At 64.4% G+C, this 20,667-nt stretch carries 14 protein-coding genes and 5 pseudogenes; 17 read left to right on the top strand and 2 right to left on the bottom strand.

Going from position 1 to position 20,667, the window contains the following annotated elements; all coding sequences use genetic code 11:
* Positions 1 to 87 precede the first annotated feature (87 nt).
* The 10 genes and pseudogenes from HK436_RS06915 (at position 88) to HK436_RS06870 (ending at position 11,205) form a co-directional block, all read left to right on the top strand.
* Positions 88 to 1,044, top strand: coding sequence for a sugar-binding transcriptional regulator (locus HK436_RS06915; RefSeq protein ID WP_173188348.1), 957 nt, complete (start codon positions 88 to 90; stop codon positions 1,042 to 1,044).
* A 298-nt stretch (positions 1,045 to 1,342) separates the two neighbouring features.
* A complete protein-coding gene (gene gcvA, locus HK436_RS06910; RefSeq protein WP_173188346.1) occupies positions 1,343 to 2,239 on the top strand; it encodes a transcriptional regulator GcvA in 897 nt (298 codons plus the stop codon).
* A gap of 141 nt (positions 2,240 to 2,380) precedes the next feature.
* Entirely contained in the window at positions 2,381 to 3,691 is a 1,311-nt protein-coding gene (locus HK436_RS06905; RefSeq protein WP_173188344.1) for an ABC transporter substrate-binding protein, read from the top strand.
* A 250-nt stretch (positions 3,692 to 3,941) separates the two neighbouring features.
* Positions 3,942 to 4,813 (top strand): annotated as a pseudogene (locus tag HK436_RS06900) (carbohydrate ABC transporter permease).
* Between the two features lie 12 nt (positions 4,814 to 4,825).
* On the top strand, positions 4,826 to 5,650 hold the full coding sequence (locus HK436_RS06895) for a carbohydrate ABC transporter permease (RefSeq protein ID WP_173188324.1): 825 nt from the start codon (positions 4,826 to 4,828) through the stop codon (positions 5,648 to 5,650).
* Positions 5,651 to 5,667: 17 nt separating this feature from the next.
* Positions 5,668 to 6,665: pseudogene (locus HK436_RS06890) on the top strand (ABC transporter ATP-binding protein).
* Positions 6,665 to 7,437: pseudogene (locus HK436_RS06885) on the top strand (L-iditol 2-dehydrogenase). Before HK436_RS06890 ends, HK436_RS06885 begins: the two co-directional pseudogenes overlap by 1 nt.
* Before the next feature lies 1 nt (position 7,438).
* Positions 7,439 to 8,916 (top strand): annotated as a pseudogene (locus HK436_RS06880) (mannitol dehydrogenase family protein).
* Positions 8,917 to 8,945: 29 nt separating this feature from the next.
* Complete coding sequence (locus HK436_RS06875) at positions 8,946 to 9,623, top strand: HAD family hydrolase (RefSeq protein ID WP_173188322.1); 678 nt, start codon at positions 8,946 to 8,948, stop codon at positions 9,621 to 9,623.
* Positions 9,620 to 11,205 (top strand): annotated as a pseudogene (locus tag HK436_RS06870) (FGGY-family carbohydrate kinase). Before HK436_RS06875 ends, HK436_RS06870 begins: the two are co-directional and overlap by 4 nt.
* Positions 11,206 to 11,208: 3 nt before the next feature.
* On the opposite strand, the gene HK436_RS06865 reads toward HK436_RS06870, so the two are convergent.
* Both HK436_RS06865 and HK436_RS06860 read right to left on the bottom strand, forming a co-directional pair.
* Positions 11,209 to 11,445, bottom strand: coding sequence for an Lrp/AsnC ligand binding domain-containing protein (locus HK436_RS06865; protein ID WP_173188320.1), 237 nt, complete (start codon positions 11,443 to 11,445; stop codon positions 11,209 to 11,211).
* Positions 11,446 to 11,640: 195 nt separating this feature from the next.
* A complete protein-coding gene (locus HK436_RS06860) occupies positions 11,641 to 12,471 on the bottom strand; it encodes a hormone-sensitive lipase (RefSeq protein WP_173188318.1) in 831 nt (276 codons plus the stop codon).
* A gap of 150 nt (positions 12,472 to 12,621) precedes the next feature.
* Here HK436_RS06860 and HK436_RS06855 point away from each other — a divergent pair, with 150 nt between their 5' ends.
* The 7 genes from HK436_RS06855 to kynA are packed head-to-tail and all read left to right on the top strand — an operon-like array spanning position 12,622 to position 20,568.
* Positions 12,622 to 14,913, top strand: a complete 2,292-nt coding sequence (locus tag HK436_RS06855; RefSeq protein ID WP_173188316.1) for a bifunctional salicylyl-CoA 5-hydroxylase/oxidoreductase — start codon at positions 12,622 to 12,624, stop codon at positions 14,911 to 14,913.
* Positions 14,913 to 15,668, top strand: a complete 756-nt coding sequence (locus tag HK436_RS06850; protein ID WP_194248445.1) for an SDR family NAD(P)-dependent oxidoreductase — start codon at positions 14,913 to 14,915, stop codon at positions 15,666 to 15,668. The genes HK436_RS06855 and HK436_RS06850 overlap by 1 nt, the downstream gene beginning before the upstream one ends.
* Before the next feature lie 2 nt (positions 15,669 to 15,670).
* Positions 15,671 to 16,144: a MarR family winged helix-turn-helix transcriptional regulator gene (locus HK436_RS06845; RefSeq protein WP_173188312.1), complete on the top strand. Its 474-nt coding sequence runs from the start codon at positions 15,671 to 15,673 to the stop codon at positions 16,142 to 16,144.
* Entirely contained in the window at positions 16,141 to 16,953 is an 813-nt protein-coding gene (locus tag HK436_RS06840; protein WP_173188310.1) for an enoyl-CoA hydratase family protein, read from the top strand. Before HK436_RS06845 ends, HK436_RS06840 begins: the two co-directional genes overlap by 4 nt.
* On the top strand, positions 16,953 to 18,104 hold the full coding sequence (locus HK436_RS06835) for an acyl-CoA dehydrogenase family protein (RefSeq protein WP_173188308.1): 1,152 nt from the start codon (positions 16,953 to 16,955) through the stop codon (positions 18,102 to 18,104). The genes HK436_RS06840 and HK436_RS06835 overlap by 1 nt, the downstream gene beginning before the upstream one ends.
* Positions 18,101 to 19,729 (top strand): AMP-binding protein, encoded by a 1,629-nt coding sequence (locus HK436_RS06830; RefSeq protein ID WP_173188306.1) that lies wholly within the window; start codon positions 18,101 to 18,103, stop codon positions 19,727 to 19,729. Before HK436_RS06835 ends, HK436_RS06830 begins: the two co-directional genes overlap by 4 nt.
* 59 nt (positions 19,730 to 19,788) lie before the next feature.
* Positions 19,789 to 20,568, top strand: coding sequence for a tryptophan 2,3-dioxygenase (gene kynA / locus HK436_RS06825; RefSeq protein ID WP_173189998.1), 780 nt, complete (start codon positions 19,789 to 19,791; stop codon positions 20,566 to 20,568).
* Positions 20,569 to 20,667 lie beyond the last annotated feature (99 nt).

The following is a 20,667-nucleotide window of genomic DNA, read 5'->3' as shown; positions in this document are numbered from 1 at the left end:
CGGATTGACTGTGCGTGCCTGCGCGGCCAGAGTTGATCGCTGCGACGCGGCGATCATTTGTTTCTCGCCGGTCCTGCACAGGTACCCATGAGCACAGTTCGCGATACCACATCATCCAGGCTCGACGATGCGGCCCGAGCCGGCTGGCTCTACTATGTTGCTGGCAACACGCAGGACCAGATTGCGACCAAGCTCGGCGTCTCGCGCCAGTCTGCGCAACGCCTTGTATCGCTGGCGGTGTCCGAAGGGCTGGTGAAGGTACGCATCGATCATCCGATTGCGAACTGCCTCGAACTGGCCTCCCGGTTGCGCGAGCGGTTTGGGCTTGATCTTGTGGAGGTCGTGCCCAGCGACCCCGGATCGGCTTCGACAACGCTTGGCGTCGCGGAAGCCGCTTCCGCCGAGATCGAGAGGCGGCTGTCTTCACAGCAGCCGATCGTGATGGCGCTCGGCACCGGGCGCACGCTGAAGGCCGCCATCGAAAAGCTGCCTGCGATGGAATGCCAGCAGCACAAGGTCGTGTCGCTGACCGGAAATATCGCGCCGGACGGTTCGGCTGCTTTCTACAATGTCGTCTTCACAATGGCCGACAAGGTCAAGTCGCGCTCTTTCCCGATGCCTCTGCCGGTCATCGCCTCGTCGCCGGAAGAGCGCGCCCTGCTGCACGGTCAGGAACTCATCCGCGCGACGATGACACTCGCCGCCCAGGCCGACGTTACCTTTGTCGGCGTTGGCGATCTCGGGCCGGAGGCGCCGCTCTACCAGGACGGTTTTATCTCCAAGGACGAGCTCGAGGCGTTGCGTAAGGCCGGCGCAGTCGCCGAGATCGTCGGCTGGGCGTTCGACAGCAAGGGCAGACCGGTGGAGGATGTCATCAACGACCGCGTCGCCTCGACACCGATACCCTCGCGGGATTCGTCCGAGGTCATCGCGCTCGCCATGGGCGAACGCAAGCTGCCGGGCATCTTCGCCGCCGTCAGCGGTCGCCTCGTCAATGGCCTGATTACCGACGAGCGCACGGCGGCTGCCCTTCTCGCCATGTAGCGGCTAGATTCGTCTTCGCGGATCGTGGCTGTCGATCAGTCCGATGTCCCGCTTCATGTGGCCCGTCAAGTGGCGGATTTCTGTCCTTCTCGTCTTCTTGCGCGTCAATCGCGACAGAATGGCATGCACCAGGCTTGCCCAGCTTGACCTTGTGCGCTCGCGATGTCGCATCGGGGATTCTATTGTAACCATGAGGGGGCCGCTTTCCTGAAAGCCTGCTTATGCATCAGTGTTTCAGATCGTCCCAAAAGGCGCTAAAATCCAACAAAACGTCGATCATCAGACATAAGGATTACTTATGTATCGTCACCTGCCGCCACTTTCTGCCGTGCGCGTTTTCGAGGCGGCGGCGCGTCACGGCAGCTTCACGCGCGCTGCCGACGAGCTCGGCATGACGCAGGCGGCGGTGAGCTATCAGATCAAGGCGCTTGAAGAGCGCGTTGGGGCGCCGCTCTTCCTGCGGCGGCCCCGTCAGGTCGAGCTGACGGAGACGGGACTTCGTCTCGCCGCAGCATCGACGCAGGCGCTCGACGTCCTCTCCGCAGCCTTCGGCACGATGCGTGACGATGTTGCGGGCAAGCTGACGATCAGCACCGTGCCCACGCTCGCCACCAACTGGCTGGCGCCGAGGCTGGGTCTGTTCCAGCTTGCCAATCCGTCGATCGCGGTCCGGCTGGAAACGTCGCCGCGCTACGTCGACTTTAGCCGGGAAGATGTGGATGTTGCGATCCGGGTCGGCACCGGCAACTGGCCCGGCCTTGTTGCTCATCCGTTGCTGCCGACGATTTTCACCCCGATGCTCAGTCCGGAGCTTGCAGCCTCGATCGGCGGCATCAACGAACCTGCCGATCTTCTGCGCCTGCCGATCCTGACCCCGACTGATCCTTGGTGGGCACAGTGGCTGACGGCCGCGGGCGTCTCTCCGGAGGGACTGAAGGGTCGTCCACAGAACGAGATGGGCTCGCAGGCCAATGAGGCGCGCGCGGCGATCGCGGGTCAGGGCGTCGCTATCCTGACTCCATTTTTCTTCACGAGCGAACTCGCTTCGGGCCGCCTCATTCAGCCTTTCGATCTCCTATGGGAGGACGAGGCGTCCTTCTGGCTGGTCTATCCACAGGGGCGCCGCAACCTGCCGAAGATCAGCGCCTTCCGATCATGGATCCTAGCAGAGGCTGCGGCGTCACAATCGGATTGAGGCAATCCCGCATCGAGGTGTCCGTCGCCTGAGATCGATGCTGCGCCGCAGCATCGAATCCGGCTTGACTTTCGGCAAGTTAAACTGAATATTTGCCCAACAAACTAGCAATTGCTCATCATGGTTCTAGGGAGGATATCCATGAAACTGAGATCTGCGCTGCTCGGCGCATGCTCCGTCGTCGCCCTGTCGGGCACTGCGCTCGCCGAGACGATCACCATCGCAACTGTCAACAACGGCGACATGATCCGCATGCAGCGGCTCGCCGAAGACTTCACGGCCAAGCATCCGGATATCGAGCTGCAGTGGGTGACGCTGGAGGAGAACGTTCTGCGCGAGCGGGTCACCACCGACATCGCCGCCAGCGGCGGGCAGTATGACGTGATGACCATCGGCAATTACGAGGTGCCGATCTGGGCAAAGCAGGGCTGGCTGCTCGAGCTCAACGGTCTCGGAGACGACTACGACGTCGACGACCTGCTGCCCGCCATTCGTGGCGGCCTGTCCGTGGACGGCAAGCTCTATGCCGCGCCGTTCTACGGCGAGTCGGCGATGATCATGTACCGCACCGACCTGTTCGAGGGTTCGGGCCTCGAAATGCCGGAATCGCCGACCTGGGAATTCATCGGCGAGGCAGCGCGCAAGATCAAGGCGGACAACCCGGATGTGAACGGCATCTGCCTGCGCGGCAAGGCCGGCTGGGGCGAGAACATGGCGTTCATCACCGCCCTGGTGAACTCCTATGGCGGCCGCTGGTTTGATGAGAACTGGCAGCCCCAGTTCGACCAGCCGGAGTGGAAGGAAGCCTTCCAGTTCTATGTCGACCTGATGAACGAGGCCGGCCCGTCGGGTGCCTCGTCCAACGGATTCAACGAGAACCTGACGCTCTTCCAGCAGGGCAAGTGCGCCATGTGGATGGACGCGACGGTCGCGGCATCCTTCGTCTCAAATCCGGAAGATTCCACCGTGGCCGACAAGGTCGGCTATGCGATCTTCCCCGATACCGGCAACGGCAATCACGGTCACTGGCTGTGGTCCTGGAACCTGGCGGTGCCGGCGAGCTCGGCCAAGGCCGACGCGGCGCAGACCTTCATCGCCTGGGCGACGAACAAGGCCTATACCGAGCTGGTTGCGGAGAAGGAGGGCTGGGCCAACGTTCCGCCCGGAACCCGCACCTCGCTCTACGAGAACGAGGCGTACAAGGAAGCCGCGCCCTTCGCGGAGCCAACCCTTGCTGCCATGAACGCTGCCGACATCACCAATCCGTCGGTGAAGCCGGTGCCCTACACAGGTGGCCAGTTCGTCGCGATCCCGGAATTCCAGGGGCTCGGCACGACGGTCGGCCAGCTCTTCTCGGCGGCTCTCGCCGGGCAGATGTCGGTCGATGACGCGCTGGCGCAGGCACAGAATGTCGCGACCCGCGAAATGACCCGCTCCGGCTACATCAAATAGGCTTCCTCCCGAAGCCTGGCCGTCCGGCTCCGGCCGGGCGGCCGCCCTTTCGGAAGATCATGCGTCCTTGGAGGCTCGCTGCGCTCGCACCTCAGGATGAGGACTGCCGTGCATCAGCCCCACAAGCGGTTGGCTCGATCAAACTACCTCCCTCATCCTGAGGTGCGAGCGCAGCGAGCCTCGAAGGACGCACTTTCCGGCAAATCTCGCCGGACGATACGGAACAGGAACCCAGCAAGGGACCCCTGCCATGGCTACGCGACAAACCAGAACGCTTGCCCGCCTGATGATGGCCCCGCCGTCGTTCTGCTGCTGATCTGGATGATCGTGCCGCTGTCCATGACGATCTGGTACTCGTTCCAGAACTACAACATGCTGAACCCGGCCATGCGCGGCTTCGCCGGCTTCTTCAACTACGTCTACTTCTATACGGATCCGGCCTTCTATCAGGCGATCATCAACACGCTGTTCATTGTCGTCGGGGTGCTGTTCATCACCATCGTCGGCGGCATCGCTTTGGCGCTTCTGCTCGACCAGCCGATCTTCGGCCAGGGCATCGTGCGTATCCTCGTCATCTCCCCCTTCTTCGTGATGCCGCCGGTCGCGGCGCTCATCTGGAAGAACATGATCATGCACCCCGGCTACGGGGTGCTGGCGGATGTCTCGCGCTTCCTGGGTCTCCAGCCCGTCGACTGGTTCGCTCAATATCCGCTCACCTCGGTCATCATCATCGTCGCCTGGCAATGGCTGCCGTTCGCGACCCTGATCCTGCTGACGGCCCTGCAGTCGCTCGACGAGGAGCAGAAGGAGGCGGCCGAAATGGACGGCGCCAACTTCGCCAACCGCTTCTGGTATCTGACCCTGCCGCACCTGGCGCGGGCGATCACGGTTGTGATCCTGATCCAGACGATCTTCCTGCTCGCCGTTTATGCCGAGATTCTCGTCACCACCAATGGCGGCCCCGGCTACGCCACGACAAACCTCGCCTTCCTGATCTACCGCACGGCGCTTCTGTCCTACGACGTCGGCGGCGCATCGGCCGGAGGCGTGATCGCGGTCGTTCTCGCCAACATCGTCGCCATCTTCCTGATGCGCGCCGTCGGCCGCAACCTCGACAGGTAAGGGAGAGACGATATGGCACGCGCAGTCTCCACACGCCGCAAATGGATCGCCACGGCAGCCGCCTGGGTGGTCGCCCTGGTGATCTTCTTTCCCATCTTCTACATGGTCGTCACCTCGCTGAAGACCGAGCCCGAGGCGATCGCAGGCATCAGCCTCATCCCCTCCGGCACCTTCGAGAACTACGTCGAGGTCCAGACCCAGCGAGACTATTTCAAGCCGTTCCTGAATTCGGTGATCATCTCGCTGGGCTCGACATTGATCGCGCTGCTGATCGCCATCCCGGCCGCATGGTCGATGGCATTCTCGCCGACGCGTCGGACCAAGGACATCCTTATGTGGATGCTGTCGACCAAGATGATGCCGGCCGTCGGCGTGCTCGTGCCGATGTTCCTCATCTTCCGCGATACCGGCCTGCTCGACACGAGGATCGGCCTGACAGTCGTCCTCACGCTCATCAACCTGCCGATCGTGGTGTGGATGCTCTACACCTACTTCCGCGAAATCCCCGGCGAGATTCTCGAGGCCGCGCGCATGGACGGCGCGACGCTGATGGGCGAGATCGTCTATGTGCTGACGCCGATGGCGGTGCCAGGCATCGCGTCCACCATGCTGCTCAACATCATTCTCGCCTGGAACGAGGCGTTCTGGTCGATCCGCCTTTCGGCGGCGAACGCAGCCCCGCTGACGGCGTTCATCGCCTCTTTCTCCAGCCCGCAGGGTCTCTTCTGGGCCAAACTGTCGGCGGCATCCACGCTCGCCATCGCGCCGATCCTCATCATGGGTTGGTTCTCGCAGCGCCAGCTCGTGCGCGGGCTCACCTTCGGCGCCGTCAAATAAGGTTTCGGGAGGAAGCCATGGGCAACATCACGCTCAAGAATGTGCACAAGGCTTTCGGGGCGACAGTCATCATCCCCGACATCGACCTTGAGATCTCGGACGGCGAGTTCGTCGTCTTCGTCGGCCCATCGGGGTGTGGCAAGTCCACGCTGCTGCGGCTGATCGCGGGTCTGGAAGACACCACCTCCGGCACCATCCTGATCGACGGCGCCGACATGACGGGCGAGGCACCCGCCAAGCGCGGCCTGGCAATGGTTTTCCAGTCCTATGCGCTCTATCCGCATATGAGCGTCTACAACAACATCGCCTTCCCCTGAAAATGGCGAAGGCCGACAAGGAAACCATCGACGCCAAGGTGCGGGCAGCGGCCCAGACGCTGAACCTCACCGCCTATCTCGAACGGCGCCCGGGGCAGCTTTCAGGCGGCCAGCGCCAGCGTGTCGCCATCGGCCGCGCCATCGTGCGCCAGCCCTCGGCCTTCCTGTTCGACGAGCCGCTCTCCAACCTGGACGCCGCCCTGCGCGGGACGATGCGGCTGGAGATCAGCGAGCTGCACCAGCAGCTTAAGACGACCATGATCTACGTCACCCACGATCAGGTCGAGGCGATGACGATGGCCGACAAGATCGTGGTGCTGAATGCCGGCAACATCGAGCAGGTCGGCTCGCCCCTCGACCTCTATCGTTCGCCCCGCAATCTCTTCGTGGCAGGGTTTATCGGATCGCCGCGCATGAACTTCGTCACCGGCGAAGAAGCTGCCAGGCACAACGCGGCGACCATCGGCGTGCGGCCCGAACATATCAGGCTGTCGACCACCGACGGTGCCTGGAAAGGGGTGGTCGGTGTCGCGGAGCATCTGGGTTCGGACACGTTCCTTCACATCCAGGTCGAAGGCGTCGGCCAGGTCACGGCGCGCGCGGATGGCGAATTCACGGTGCACCATGGCGATGCGGTCTGGCTCACGCCCGAACCGTCGAAGATTCATCGTTTCGACGCGGACGGGAACGCGATCTGATGGGGCGTCTGGCCGGCAAATCGGCATTGATCACGGGCTCGGCGCGTGGCATCGGCCGCGCCTTCGCCGAAGCCTATGCCGGCGAGGGTGCGACGGTCGCCATCGCCGACATCGATCTCGACAGGGCCAGTGAGACCGCGCGTCAGATCGGCGATGCTGCCTACGCGCTCCAGCTCGACGTGACCCGCCAAAGCTCCATCGATGAGGCGGTCAAGGCTGCCGAAGAACATGCCGGCGGCATCGACATTCTCGTCAACAATGCCGCCCTGTTCGACATGGCGCCGATCGTCGATATCACCCGCGAGAGCTACGATCGCCTGTTTGCCGTCAATGTCGCCGGCGCGCTGTTCACCATGCAGGCCGTCGCCCGGTCGATGATCGCGCGCGGCAAGGGTGGCAAGATCATCAACATGGCCAGCCAGGCCGGGCGTCGCGGCGAGGCGCTGGTCGGCGTCTATTGCGCCAGCAAGGCCGCGATCATCTCGCTCACCCAATCCGCGGGCCTCGATCTCATCCGGCACGGCATCAACGTCAACGCGATCGCGCCGGGTGTCGTGGAAGGCGAGCATTGGGAGCATGTCGACTCCTGTTTGCGAAGCATGAAGGTTTGGCTCCGGGCGAAAAGAAGAAGCAGGTCGGCGCGGCCGTTCCCTATGGCCGCATGGGCACCGCGCAGGATCTCGTCGGAATGGCGATCTTTCTGGCGACCAAGGAAGCCGACTACGTGGTCGCCCAGACCTACAATGTCGACGGCGGCAACTGGATGAGCTGAGATGGTAACGACACTTTCCCTCGCCACGCTCGACCGCCTGCCCGAAGGCGTCGCGCGCCCGCAATATCAGCGCGAGGCGCTTTCACCGGGCATTCTGCATTTCGGTGTCGGCAATTTTCATCGTGCGCATCAGGTCGCCTATCTGGACGACCTTTTCAACGCGGGACGGGGGCACGACTGGGCGATCGTGGGTGCCGGCGTGCTGGAAGCGGAGCGGACGGGCAGGCAGAAGCTTGCCGCGCAGGATTTCCTCTCGACCCTGGTCGAGCAGGATGCCGGACATATGAGCGCAAGGGTAACCGGCGCGATGATCGACTTTGTCGAGCCTGGCGACGCGCAGGCGACGATCGCGCGGCTGGCCGACCCGGCAATCCGGATAGTCTCGCTCACCATAACCGAGGGGGCTACTTCATAGATTCCGCGTCGGGGCGGTTCGACGCGGCGCATCCCGCTATCGTCGCCGATGCGCGCGACATTGCTGCCTCGCGTACGGTGTTCGGCATGATCGTTGCCGGCCTGATGAGGAGGCGGTCGGCTGGCATCGCGCCCTTCACCGTCATGTCGTGCGACAACATCCCGGGCAATGGCCACGTCACCGAAGATGCGGTCGCCGGTCTTGCCTCGCTGGTCGATCCGGACCTCGCGCAATGGGTGAAGGAGAACGTTGCATTCCCCAACGCCATGGTCGATCGCATCACGCCGGCCACCAGCGACCGCGAACGCGAGATTCTCGCGCGCGAATTCGGTGTCACCGATGCCTGGCCCGTCTTCTGCGAACCGTTTCGGCAATGGGTGCTGGAGGACAGGTTTTCGGCCGGCCGGCCTCCGCTGGAAGATGTCGGCGTGACGCTAGTCGACGATGTCGCGCCGTGGGAACTGATGAAGATCCGCATGCTCAATGGCGGCCATGCGGCAATCGCCTATCCGGCGGCATTGATGGACATTCATTTCGTGCACGAGGCGATGGAGGAACCGCTGATCCGCGGTTTCCTCGAAAAGCTGGAGCGGGAGGAGATCATTCCGGTCGTGCCGCCGGTGCCCGACACGAAGCTCGAGGATTATCTGGCGTTGATAGAGCGGCGTTTCGCCAACCCCAAGATCGGCGACACCGTTGCGCGGCTGTGCCAGGACGGCTCCAACCGCCAACCGAAATTCATCCTGCCGTCGGCTGCCGACCGGTTGAAGGCTGGCGGAGGCGTGACCGGCCTGTCCCTGGTCTCGGCGCTGTGGTGCCGCTACTGCACGGGGACCAGTGACTCAGGCCGGACCATCGAGCCGAATGACGCGAGTGCGGAGCGCCTCAAACAGGCGGCCCTTCAGGCCCGGCAGTCGCCGCAGGCCTTTCTGGCGCTTTCCGACATTTTCGGCGATATGGGCAATGTGCCCGCCTTCGCGGACGCTTTTTCCCGCAACCTCAATGCCGTGTGGGAGCAGGGGGCGAGGGGCGCATTGAAATCCTATCTCGCCGGCAAGCTCTGACCGGCCTTGCCGGAGGCGACTGAATATCCATGAAACGCGAGACCGAACTGGTCATCTTCGATTGCGACGGCGTTCTAGTCGACAGCGAGCCGATCTCGATCGCGGTGCTCCGCGACGTGATCGCAAGCGCCGGCTGCGACATCGACGAGGCAACCGCCTACCGGCTGTTCCTCGGCCGCTCGATGACGACGATCGGCGAGACGCTGGTGCTGCGCTACGGCCTGCGCTTCACCGAAGAGCACCTGGAAGAGACGCGCCGGTTGATGTCGGCGCGGTTCCGCGCCGAACTCAAGGCGATCCATGGAATACGCGAAACGCTGCTGGCGCTTCCGCACCAGCGCTGCGTGGCTTCTTCCAGCCGACCGGAGCGCATTCGATTGTCGCTGGAGGTCGCGGGCATTCTGGACCTGCTGGAGCCGGCCATCTACAGTGCGACCATGGTGAAGCGAGGAAAGCCTGCTCCGGATCTCTTTTTGCATGCCGCCAGCCAGATGGCGGCAGACCCGGCCGCTTGCATCGTCATCGAGGACAGCCCTGCCGGCATCGAGGCGGCGAAAGCCGCGGGCATGCGGGTTTTTGCGTTTGCCGGCGGCTCCCATGCCGGACCGGGCCGCCTGCGTGAAGCCTTTGAAACGCTCGGGCCCGATCTGGTTTTCGATGACATGCGGAGCCTGCCCGCGCTTCTCGCGGAGGCGTCGCTTCCGTGAGCGAGCCGCTGGTTTGCGCCGTCGATGTCGGAACGGGCAGCGCGCGGGCCGGCGTGCTTGATAGCACCGGGCGGCTGCTCGGGCGCGGCGAGCATCCAATACTGATGAATCGGCCCAGCGCTGACCACGCCGAACACGATTCGGAAGACATCTGGTCGGCGGTGTGTGCGGCAGTGCGCGCCGCATTGTCCGTTTCCGGCGCGGCACCGGAATCGATTGTCGGCATCGGCTTTGATGCTACCTGTTCACTCGTGGCGCGAGACACGGCCGGTCGGCAACTGACGCTGTCGTCGACCGGTGAGGCAAGGTGGGACACGATCGTCTGGCTCGATCACCGCGCCATCGCAGAAGCCGACGAATGCACCGCCACCGGCCATGCCGTCCTCGACCATGCCGGCGGCGTGATGTCACCGGAGATGCAGGCGCCCAAGCTGATGTGGGTCAAGCGCCATCTGCCCGAAAGCTGGCAGGCCGCCGGGCATTTCTTCGACCTCGCGGACTTCCTGACCTACCGCGCCAGCGGATCGCTGGCGCGGTCGCAATGCACGCTGGCTTGCAAATGGACGTTCCTGGCGCATGCCGAGCCGGGCTGGCAGCGCGATTTTTCGATGCCGTCGGCCTGCCCGAGCTGCCGTCGCATGGCGGCTTGCCGGATCGGACGGTCCCCGTCGGAGCCGACCTCGGTGCGCTCACGGAGGCGGCGGCCCGCGAACTCGGCTTGACGACAAGCTGCCGGGTCGCGGCCGGCATGATCGACGCCTATGCCGGCGCGCTAGGCGTCATCGGAGGCTTCGCTGCCGATGACGACGAGCTCGAGCGCCACATGGCACTGATTGCGGGCACGTCGAGCTGTGTCATGGCGATGTCCAGGGATCGCCGGTCCTTTGCAGGGGCTTGGGGTCCGTACTGGGGCGTGACGTTGCCGGACTTCTGGATGATCGAGGGCGGCCAGTCGGCGACGGGCGCCTTGCTCGATCACGTCATCCGCTGGCATGGCGCGGGTGGGGAGCGGGACGCCGCCATGCACCGGCGCATCGGAAAGCGTATTGCCGTGCTGCGGGCCGAGCAGGGAGATGGTTTTGCCGGCCGGCTGCATGTCCTGCCGGACTTCCATGGCAACCGCTCGCCGCTCGCGGACCCGCATGCGGTCGGCGTGATCTCCGGGCTGACGCTGGACTCATCCTTCGACAGCCTCGCGAAGCTCTACTGGCGCACCTGCGTGGCGATTGCGCTCGGCGTCCGTCACATCCTCGATACGCTGAATGACGGCGGCTTCGTCATCGACACGCTGCACGTCACCGGCGGGCATACGCGCAACCCGATCCTGATGGAGCTTTATTCGGATGCCACCGGCTGCCGCGTGGTCGAGCCTCTTGGCGACGATGCCGTGCTGACCGGTTCCGGCATGGCCGCTGCCGCTGCCGCCGGGCTCTACCCCTCGCTCGCGCAAGCCTGCGCCGGCATGCGGCAGCAAGGTCGCGAGCGCCAGCCCAACGCCGCCGCCCACGCGCGCTTCGACCGCGACTACCGGGTGTTCCTCGAAATGCACCAGCAGAGGAAGGCGCTGGAGCGGATGGAGTGAGCCTCAGAACGCCTTGAACGTCAGCGTGGTCAGCGAGCGGACGATGCCCGGCACGTTGGCGACGTTGTCGTTGATGAACTTGCCGATATCCACGCCTTCCTCGATGTAGATCTTCATCAGCAGGTCGTAGTCGCCGCTGGTCGAATAAAGCTCGGACGCGACCTCGCGCTTGAACAATTCGTCGGCGACCTCGTAGGTCCTGCCCGGCGAAACCTGAAGCTGTACGAAAACCGCTCTCATCAAAAATACTCCGGAATGTTGGTGCGTCCTTCGAGGCTCCCCTTCGACAAGCTCAGGGTCGCACCTCAGGATGAGGGAAGTAGTTTGTCGAACTCCGGCATAGCGGGCTCGATGCACACCCTCCCTCATCCTGAGGTGCGAGCGGAGCGAGCCTCGAAGGACGCACTCTCTTTCAGCCAGACTCGTGTCTGGCCGTCAGCCTGTCAATAACGTTCGCGTCAGCGCATGGTCCGGGTCGGCCAGCCCGTCGATGACGTTGAAATGATGCCGGTCGAGCTCCTCGACCGTCAGCGTTTCCGCGCCGAGTCCGGTCCATGCATTGGCGAGCAGCGCATTCTGCCGCACGAACTCGGAGCGCTCGGCCGCGCCCACCCAGCAGGCGATCCGCGCAGCCGCCATCGGCTCCAGCAGCGCCGGGCTTTCGCCTTCCGCTTCCGCCCGATCGATCCTGAGCGTCTCATTCATTGCCGTTGCCATCATCGGTCTCAGATCGTGCACGCCGGAGATCGAAACGGTGTTGGCTATGCGCGATCGTACGGCGTCCCGCAGCGGCGAGTTCGCGCAGATCATCCGGCTGACGAGATGGCCCCCGGCCGAATGCCCGGTGAGGCGGATCGGACCGGCCACCATGCCGGCCGCGGCTTCGACGGCCGAGCCGATCTCCCTGACGATGCCGGCGATGCGGATGTCCGGGCAGAGCGTGTAGGAGGGCATGGCGACAGCGTGGCCATGCGCAAGCGGGCCTGCGGCCAGATGCGACCAGAAGCTCCTGTCGAGCCGCAGCCAGAAACCACCATGGACGAAAACGACGAGACCTTTGGCCTCGCCCTGCGGCATGAACAGGTCGAACCGGTTGCGGGGCGCATCGCCATAGGCAAGCCCTAGTTGCGCGCGCCCGTCCCTGGCAAGCCGGTCGCGGAACGCCTTTGCTGGCTCGACCCAAGCCTGCGGCCAGCGATCGCCCTGAGGTATGTTGGCACCATTGGCATAAGCGTCGTCCCAGTCCGTGATGCGGTGATAGATCATGTCGGCTCACGCCCTCCCTGCTCCATTCCTTCGCCTGCCGGCTTCATACTGTCCAGTACGCAAAATATTTCAACCTTGAAATTTTAGGCTTGAAGCATGCCGGGATCGGTGCCATGCTCCCTGAAAATAAAAGAACGGGGAACGTGACGGATGAAGGTTGCAGTGCTCGGCGGTGGCCCCGCCGGCCTATACTTTGCCATCTCGATGAAGCTGCGCGACGCCGCGCACGACGTCACCGTGTTCGAGCGCAACCGGGCTGATGACACCTTTGGCTGGGGCGTCGTTCTGTCGGACGAGACGCTCGACAACCTCGCTGCCAACGACCCCAAGAGCGCGGCCGCGATCCGCGAACATTTCGCCTACTGGGACGACATCGCCGTCATTCACAAGGGCGTACGGACGCTGTCCACCGGACACGGTTTCTGCGGCATCGGCCGCATGCGGTTGCTTCTGCTGCTGCAGGAGCGCGCACGCGAGCTCGGCGTCGATCTTCGTTTCCAGACGGAAGTGGGCGACCGCGCCGAACTGATGGCCGATTACGATCTGGTGATCGCCGCCGACGGGCTCAACTCGAAGACGCGAATGGAGTTCGCCGAGCATTTCCGGCCGGATATCGACACGCGCAAATGCAAGTTCGTCTGGCTCGGCACCCGCCAGAAATTCGATGACGCCTTTACCTTCATCTTCGAGAAGACGAAGCACGGCTGGGTGTGGGCGCATGCCTACCAGTTCGATCCGGATACAGCGACCTTCATCGTCGAATGCTCGCAGGAGACGTGGGAGAAGTTCGCCTTCGGCGACATGAGCCAGCAGGAGTCGATCGCCGTCTGCGAGGAGATTTTCAGGGATCACCTCGACGGTCACGCGCTGATGACCAACGCCAACCACATTCGCGGATCAGCCTGGATCAGTTTCCCGCGCGTGCTGTGCGAGCGGTGGTCGTATCGCAACCTCGCGCTGATGGGCGATGCGGCTGCGACCGCGCACTTCTCGATCGGTTCCGGCACCAAGCTTGCGCTGGAGTCTGCCATCGCCATGGCCGATTATCTGCATTCCGAACCGACGCTCGAAGCCGCTTTCGCCAAATACGAGGAGGCGCGCCGGCTGGAAGTGCTGCGGCTGCAATCGGCGGCGCGCAACTCGATGGAATGGTTCGAGGAGGTCGAGCGCTATCTCGATCTCGACCCCGTGCAGTTCAACTATTCGCTGCTGACGCGCTCGCAGCGCATAAGCCACGAAAACCTGCGGCTGCGCGACGCCGAATGGCTGGGCAGCGCCGAGGCGTGGTTCCAGCGGCAGGCGGGCGGCGCCGCCAACGAGAACCGCGCGCCGATGTTCGCACCCTACAGGCTGCGCGGCATGGAGCTGCAGAACCGCATCGTCGTCTCGCCGATGGCGCAATACAAGGCCGTGGATGGCTGCCCCACCGACTGGCACTTCGTCCATTATTGCGAGCGCGCCAAGGGTGGTGCTGGACTGGTCTATATCGAGATGACCTGCGTCTCGCCGGAAGGACGCATCACTCCCGGCTGCCCCGGCTTCTACGCGCCGGAGCACGAGGCTGCGTGGAAACGCATCGTCGATTTTGTCCACGCCGAGACGCAGGCAAAGATCTGCGCACAGATCGGCCATTCGGGCGCCAAGGGCTCGACCCAGCTCGGCTGGGAAGAAATGGACGCTCCGCTGACGCAAGACAATTGGCCGCTGCTTGCCGCATCGGCGGTGCCATGGTCCCCGCAAAACCAGACGCCCAGGGCGATGGACCGCGCCGACATGGATATGGTGCGCGACCAGTTCGTGGCGGCTGCCGAGATGGCGCAGCGCTGCGGCTTCGACATGCTCGAGCTGCACATGGCCCACGGCTATCTGCTGTCATCCTTCATCTCGCCGCTGACCAACCTGCGTGATGACGAATATGGCGGCAGCCTCGAAAACCGGATGCGCTATCCGCTGGAGGTCTTCCGTGCGGTGCGGGCCGTGTGGCCGGAGGACAAGCCGATCTCCGTGCGCATCTCGGCCAATGACTGGGTGGGCGAAGAAGGCATCACGCCGGCCGAGGCGGTGGAGATCGCGCGGCTGCTGCAGGCCGCCGGCGTCGACATCTGCGATGTCTCTGCAGGCCAGACCTCGAAGCGCGCGCGCCCGGTCTATGGCCGCATGTTCCAGACGCCCTTCTCGGATCGCATTCGCAACGAGACGGGCATGGCGACGATGGCGGTCGGCAACATCTACGAGCCCGACCACGTCAACTCGATCCTGATGGCGGGCCGCGCCGACTTGGTGTGCCTGGCCCGGCCGCATCTGGCCGACCCGTACTGGACGCTTCACGCCGCAGCCCAACTGGGCGACCGTGGCGTGGTGTGGCCCGACCCCTACCTGCCGGGCCGCGACCAGCTCTATCGCCTTGCCGAACGGCAGGAACAGATGTCGGGGAAAGTGTGATGACGATGGCATGGAAGCACGCGCTCGTCACCGGCGGCTCGTCGGGCATCGGTCGCGCGATCGCGTTGTCGCTGGCTGGAGCGGGCGTCGCCGTGACCATCTGTGGGCGCCGCGAAAGCGAGCTGGCTAAGGTCGCCGACAAGGCAGACAACATCCACGCGATTGTCGCCGACGTGACCGACGAGGATTCGGTCCGGGCGCTCTATGCGCAGGCGGAAGCCGCACGCGGTCCCTTCGACATCGTCGTGGCCAATGCCGGCATCGCTTCCAGCGCGCCCGCGCATCGCACGACGCTCGAGGACTGGAACCGCATCGTCAACGTCAATCTCACCGGCGCATTCCTGACCGTGCGTCCGGCGCTTGCCGGCATGGCCGAGCGCGGGCGCGGGCGCATCGTCTTCATCGCGTCGGTCGCCGGCCTGCACGGCTCTGCCTATGTCGCGCCCTATGTGGCCTCCAAGCACGGCGTGGTCGGCCTCACCCGCTCGCTTGCCGCCGAATTGCTCAAGACCGGCGTCACCGTCAACGCCATCTGCCCCGGCTATGTCGAGACCGAGATGCTGGAGCAATCGATCCGCCGCGTCATGGACAAGACCGGCCGCAGCGAAGAAGAAGCGCGGCGCGGTTTTGCGGAGATCAATCCCAACCACCGGCTGATCAAGCCGGAGGAGGTGGCCGCCGCCGCCATGTGGCTCGTCAGCGATGCGGCCATCTCGGTGACTGGCCAGGCGATTCCGATCTCGGGAGGCGGATGACGATGGACGCATCCCCAGAGACGCTGGAAAAACCCGCTGCCAACAAGGAGCGGCTGCGCCTTTGGATCCGGCTGCTGCGCGCCGCGCGGGTCGTCGAGGGTGAATTGCGCGAGCGGCTGAAGCGCGAGTTCGACACCACGCTGCCGCGTTTCGACGTGATGTCGGCGCTCTATCGCCAACCCGAAGGCATGCTGATGAGCGACCTGTCGCGGTTTCTGCTGGTTTCGAACGGCAACGTGACCGGCATCGTCGACCGGCTGGTGACCGACGGGTTCGTCGTGCGCGCCAACCGCGACGGCGACCGGCGCACATCGATCGCGAGGCTCACGGAAGCTGGCTCGGCGCGGTTTGCGGCGATGGCTGAGGCCCACGAGATATGGATCGCCGAGCTTCTGGGCGAGGTGAGCGAGGAGGATGCTCGGCGGCTTTCGGTCATGCTGAAAGCCTTCCGCAGCAATTGGGAGAACGAACATTGAGCCAGATGGCGGGCCTCAAGCCGAAGCATTTTCTCTGGAGCGTCGAGAACCGGGTCGCGACCGTGCGGCTCGATAGGCCCGAGCGCAAGAACCCGCTGACCTTCGAAAGCTACGCCGAGCTTCGCGACACTTTCCGCGACCTCGTCTATGCCGAAGATGTCGATGTCGTCTGCTTCCTGCCCAATGGCGGCAATTTCTGCTCGGGCGGCGACGTGCACGACATTATCGGCCCGCTGGTCGACATGGACATGAAGGGCCTGCTCGCCTTCACCCGCATGACCGGCGACCTCGTCAAGGCGATGATAAATTGCGGCAAGCCGATTGTCTCGGGCGTCGACGGTGTTGCGGTCGGGGCCGGTGCGATCATCACCATGGCCTCTGACGTAAGGCTCGCGACGCCGGAGGCGAAGACCGCGTTCCTGTTCACCCGCGTCGGCCTTGCAGGATGCGACATGGGCGCCTGCGCCATGCTTCCGCGTATCATCGGCCAGGGCCGCGCGGCGGAGCTGCTCTATACGGGCCGCACGATGAGCGCTGCCGAAGGCGAGCGCTGGGGCTACTACAACCGCCTCGTTGAAGCCGACGCACTCGAGGCCGAAGCGCTGAAGTTGGCGCAGCAGCTGGCCGCCGGTCCCACCTTCGCGCATGGCATAACCAAGACCCAGCTCAACCAGGAATGGTCGATGGGACTGGATCAGGCGATCGAGGCGGAAGCACAGGCGCAGGCGATCTGCATGCAGACGCGGGACTTCGAACGGGCGTATCGGGCGTTCGTAGCGAAGGAACGCCCGGTGTTCGAGGGGGATTGATGGCCGACCGTTCCTTCCTGTCCTGGCCCTTCTTCGAGGACCGCCATCGCGAGCATGCAGAACGGCTGGAAGCGTGGAGCACGGCCAACCTGCCGGTCGACCATTCGGATGTCGACGCGGCCTGCCGTCGGCTCGTCGGGGCCCTCGGCGATGCTGGCTGGCTGAAGCCGACGGCGGTCGATCCCGCCGACCCGCAGCCGCTCGACGTGCGTACGCTCTGCATCACCCGAGAGACGCTTGCCCGGCATGACGGCCTCGCCGATTTCGCCTTCGCCATGCAGGGGCTCGGCACCGGTGCAATCAGCCTGTTTGGCACGCCGGAGCAGCGCCAATGGCTGGAGAAGACCCGCGCGGGCAAGGCCATCTCCGCCTTTGCCCTGTCCGAACCGCGCTCCGGATCCGACGTCGCCAACATGGAGATGACGGCGACGCGGGACGGCGGCGACTACGTGCTCTCCGGCGAGAAGACCTGGATTTCCAACGGCGGCATCGCCGATCTCTATTGTGTCTTCGCCCGTACCGGCGAGGCGCCGGGCGCAAAGGGCATCTCCGCTTTTGTAGTCCCAGCCGATACGCCCGGCCTGATTGTTGCCGAGCGGCTGGAGGTGATCGCGCCGCACCCGCTGGCCCGTCTGTCTTTCGATCAGGTGCGGGTCCCTGCATCGTCGATGATCGGCCGGCCGGGCGAAGGCTTCAGGATCGCGATGTCGGTGCTGGATGTCTTCCGCTCGACCGTCGGGGCCGCGGCGCTGGGCTTCGCCCGCCGCGCGCTGGATGAAACCGTTGCTCGTGTTGGCAACCGGGAACTCTTCGGGGCGCCGCTCTTCGACCTGCAGATGGTGCAGGGTCATGTCGCCGACATGGCGCTTGATGTTGATGCGGCCGCGCTGCTCGTCTATCGCGCGGCATGGACCAAGGATGCGGGTGCCGCCCGCGTCACGCGCGAGGCGGCGATGGCCAAGCTCTACGCCACCGACCGCGCGCAGGCCGTGATCGACAAGGCGGTGCAGCTACATGGGGGCGACGGTGTGCGCAGGGGACACATCGTCGAGAGCCTCTACCGGGAAATTCGCGCATTGCGCATCTATGAGGGCGCATCAGACGTCCAGAAGGTGGTGATCGCGCGGCAGACAAGGGGAGCAGCGTCATGAGCCTCGGGCCCAGCGGGCACGTCGATACATTCAGTCGCGACAACCTTCCGTCTCTCGACCAGTGGCCGGATTTACCGCAGCAGGGTTTGGACTATCCGGATTACCTCAACTGCGCGGTCGAGCTCACCGATCGTCTGGTCGAGAAGGGGTACGGGGACCGCACGGCGCTCATCGGCAACGGCCGGCGCCGGACCTACAAGGAACTATCGGACTGGACCAACAGGCTGGCGCGTGCGCTCGTTGAGAATTACGGCGTCAAGCCCGGCAACCGTATACTGATCCGTTCGCCCAACAATCCTGCGATGGTCGCCTGCTGGCTGGCGGCGACAAAGGCTGGCGCAGTGGTGGTCAACACCATGCCGATGCTGCGCGCCGGCGAACTCGCCAAGATCGTCGACAAGGCGGAGATCGCACTCGCGCTTTGCGACACGCGCATCAAGGACGAGCTTGTCGCCTGCGCAAAGGACAGCCGTTTCCTCAAGCAGGTGGTGGGTTTCGACGGCACCGCAAATCACGATGCGGAACTCGACCGTGCCGCGCTCGACAAGCCGGTTACCTTCGAGGCGGTGAAAACCGGTCGCGACGACGTTGCGTTGCTCGGTTTCACGTCGGGCACTACGGGCGTGCCCAAGGCGACCATGCATTTCCATCGCGACATTCTCATCATCGCCGATGCCTACGCACGCGAAGTGCTGAACGTGACGCCGGACGACGTGTTCGTCGGCTCGCCGCCGCTGGCCTTCACCTTCGGGCTTGGCGGGCTGGCGGTTTTTCCGCTGCGGTTCGGTGCCGCGGCGACGCTGCTCGAAAGCGCGACGCCGCCGAACATGGTCGAGATCATCGAGACCTACAAAGCGACGATCTCATTCACAGCACCGACCGCCTATCGCGCAATGATGAAGGCGATGGACGAGGGCGCGGATCTGTCGTCGCTGCGCATCGCTGTATCGGCGGGCGAGACGCTGCCTGCCCCGGTTTACGAGGAGTGGGTTGCCAAGACCGGCAAGCCTATCCTCGACGGCATCGGTGCGACCGAGATGCTGCACATCTTCATCTCCAACCGGCTGGACGATCGCGCACCCGGCGTGACCGGCAGGCCGGTGACCGGCTACGAGGCGAAGATCGTCGACGGCGACATGAAGGAACTGCCACGCGGCACGATCGGCCGGCTTGCCGTTCGCGGACCGACCGGCTGCCGCTATCTCGCCGACGAGCGGCAGATGGATTATGTGCGCGACGGCTGGAACCTCACCGGCGATTCCTTCGTGCAGGACGAGAACGGCCGTTTCCGCTTCGCCGCCCGCTCCGACGACATGATCCTGTCCGCCGGCTACAACATCGCCGGGCCGGAGGTCGAGGCCGCGCTGCTGGCGCATGCGTTCGTTGCCGAATGCGCCGTCATCGGCGCGCCGGATGACGAGCGTGGCCAGATCGTCGAGGCCTATGTCGTGCTTGCCGCGGGAACCGTGGCCGACGGCGATACGATCCGCGCCCTGCAGGACCACGTCAAGGCGACGATCGCGCCCTACAAATACCCACGCTCGGTGAAATTCGTGACCGCACTGCCGAAGACGCAGACCGGCAAGATCCAGCGGTTCCGGCTGCGTGAAGGAGGCGTGGCGTGACCGGAGAGAACGCCAAGACCACGACGCCTGAAGGCGCGCAGACCGACTTTCGCGGCCGGATGTCCTACGCCGACTATCTGCACCTGGACAAAATTCTCGACGCGCAGGAGACCCTGTCCGCCTCGCCCGACGAGTTGCTGTTCATCATCCAGCACCAGACATCCGAACTGTGGATGAAGCTTGCCATCCACGAGATTTCCTCGGCGATGGAGGCGATCCGGCGTGACGATCTTCAGCCGGCTTTCAAGATGCTGACGCGCGTTGCCCGTATCTTCGAGCAGCTCAACAGCGCCTGGGACGTCCTGCGCACGATGACGCCGTCGGAATATACGCGGTTTCGCGGCGATCTCGGCCAGTCGTCGGGGTTCCAGTCCTGGCAATACAGGGCCATCGAGTTCCTTGCCGGCAACCGGAATTCGGCCATGCTCAAGCCGCACGACCATCGGCCGGAAATCCTGGCGCGGCTCGAATCCATTCTTGCGCGGCCGAGCCTCTACGACGAGGCCATTGCCTTGCTTGCCCGCAACGGCTTCGACATCGGCGGTGATGCGAAACGGACGGACTGGCGCGCCACGCGACAGCCGGACGATGCCGTCAAGGCTGCCTGGCAGGCCGTCTATCGGGCGCCGGAAACCCATTGGGCGCTTTACGAGCTGGCCGAGAAGCTGGTCGATTTCGAGGACTATTTCCGCCGCTGGCGGTTCAATCACGTGACGACGGTGGAACGTATCATTGGGCTCAAGCGGGGCACGGGCGGCACCGCAGGCGTCTCCTATCTCCGGCGCATGCTGGAGGTCGAGCTTTTCCCCGAACTCTGGACCGTGAGGACGGAGCTTTGATGCGGCGGCCGCAAAGGCCCAACAAAATTAAGGAGACGGGCTGGCCAAGGCCCGCGGATTTTTCCAACGTAGGGAACCCAGAGGGGTTCCAGGTAACAA

The organism is Neoaquamicrobium sediminum (assembly GCF_013240295.1).
Taxonomy (GTDB): domain Bacteria; phylum Pseudomonadota; class Alphaproteobacteria; order Rhizobiales; family Rhizobiaceae; genus Aerobium; species Aerobium sediminum.
The sequence above is the reverse complement of the archived record's forward strand: the minus strand, read 5'-3'. Positions and strand labels throughout refer to the sequence as shown.

Excerpts from the sequence above, each read along its gene's own strand:
- HK436_RS06915 (WP_173188348.1), top strand. The coding sequence starts at position 88 with ATGAGCACAGTTCGCGATACCACATCATCCAGGCTCGACGATGCGGCC.
- HK436_RS06895 (WP_173188324.1), top strand. The coding sequence starts at position 4,826 with ATGGCACGCGCAGTCTCCACACGCCGCAAATGGATCGCCACGGCAGCC.
- HK436_RS06845 (WP_173188312.1), top strand. The coding sequence starts at position 15,671 with ATGGACGCATCCCCAGAGACGCTGGAAAAACCCGCTGCCAACAAGGAG.
- gcvA (WP_173188346.1), top strand. The coding sequence starts at position 1,343 with ATGTATCGTCACCTGCCGCCACTTTCTGCCGTGCGCGTTTTCGAGGCG.
- HK436_RS06830 (WP_173188306.1), top strand. The coding sequence starts at position 18,101 with ATGAGCCTCGGGCCCAGCGGGCACGTCGATACATTCAGTCGCGACAAC.
- HK436_RS06860 (WP_173188318.1), bottom strand. The coding sequence starts at position 12,471 with ATGATCTATCACCGCATCACGGACTGGGACGACGCTTATGCCAATGGT.
- kynA (WP_173189998.1), top strand. The coding sequence starts at position 19,789 with ATGTCCTACGCCGACTATCTGCACCTGGACAAAATTCTCGACGCGCAG.
- HK436_RS06855 (WP_173188316.1), top strand. The coding sequence starts at position 12,622 with ATGAAGGTTGCAGTGCTCGGCGGTGGCCCCGCCGGCCTATACTTTGCC.
- HK436_RS06850 (WP_194248445.1), top strand. The coding sequence starts at position 14,913 with ATGACGATGGCATGGAAGCACGCGCTCGTCACCGGCGGCTCGTCGGGC.
- HK436_RS06835 (WP_173188308.1), top strand. The coding sequence starts at position 16,953 with ATGGCCGACCGTTCCTTCCTGTCCTGGCCCTTCTTCGAGGACCGCCAT.
- HK436_RS06875 (WP_173188322.1), top strand. The coding sequence starts at position 8,946 with ATGAAACGCGAGACCGAACTGGTCATCTTCGATTGCGACGGCGTTCTA.
- HK436_RS06905 (WP_173188344.1), top strand. The coding sequence starts at position 2,381 with ATGAAACTGAGATCTGCGCTGCTCGGCGCATGCTCCGTCGTCGCCCTG.
- HK436_RS06865 (WP_173188320.1), bottom strand. The coding sequence starts at position 11,445 with ATGAGAGCGGTTTTCGTACAGCTTCAGGTTTCGCCGGGCAGGACCTAC.